Raw genomic sequence first — 803 nt, 5'->3', positions numbered from 1 at the left:
TTTTAACCGACCGTCGTGTCTCGCGGCCATGGGGGATCAATGCTGCGTCTGGTAAATCAGGCGAAAATTACCTCAATGGCGTTCGTATTTCGTCAAAAAGAGCGCTTGAAGTTTTTGCTGGAGACACCATAACCATAGAAACACCTGGCGGTGGAGGTTGGTCGCCTGTTGAATAACTGGTAACATCCGTTTTAACTTTTCTGTGTAAAAAGGTAGTTTTTATGTCCATTATGGATGCAATAAAAGAGCAAATTGAAGAGAACTCCATCTTGTTGTATATGAAGGGGACTCCGCAGCAGCCGCAGTGCGGTTTTTCTGCTCGAACGGTCCAGGCCCTTATGGCTTGTGGTGAGCGATTCGCTTATATCAACATTCTTGATAACCCAGAGATTCGCGAGAATCTGAAAACATATTCGAATTGGCCTACTTTTCCGCAGCTTTACGTAAAGGGTGAGCTTGTCGGTGGTTGCGATATTGTTAGTGAAATGTATGAGTCTGGTGAATTGAAAGAGCTGGTAAGTTCTGCCGCAGAGTAGACTTATCTCTTAATAAAAAAGCCCGCATTTATTGCGGGTTTTTTTATTGTTTACAGATGAGCGAGCTGAGGTGTGCGGTCGCTCTGTTATCCTGTTCTCTTCTAAATTGTTTTCCGTCTTGATCTATTTATCCCAAGCTTCTTTTTGGGCGTTGTTTTGTAAGTGTGATCAGGTTCTTGTTTGTGAATAAAGCACGGTGTTTTGGGAGGTGTTCACGATCTCTCTGTGTCCGTGATCACATAAGCCTGTCTGCCCTTCAGTTAAGGT

2 protein-coding genes are annotated in these 803 nt (G+C 44.0%); both read left to right on the top strand.

Annotated features, from left to right (window positions below; all coding sequences use genetic code 11):
* Positions 1-176, top strand: a 176-nt coding sequence (locus A3751_RS23915; RefSeq protein WP_197466465.1) for a hydantoinase B/oxoprolinase family protein, incomplete at its 5' end; no start/stop codon positions are given.
* A gap of 45 nt (positions 177-221) precedes the next feature.
* The gene (gene grxD, locus A3751_RS17735) at positions 222-536 is read left to right on the top strand and encodes a Grx4 family monothiol glutaredoxin (RefSeq protein WP_068451955.1); all 315 of its coding nucleotides are present in this window, start codon (positions 222-224) and stop codon (positions 534-536) included.
* Positions 537-803 lie beyond the last annotated feature (267 nt).

The sequence above is a fragment of the Oleiphilus sp. HI0080 genome (assembly GCF_001635135.1).
Note: the sequence above shows the minus strand (reverse complement) of the source record. Positions and strands in the feature narration are given on the sequence as shown.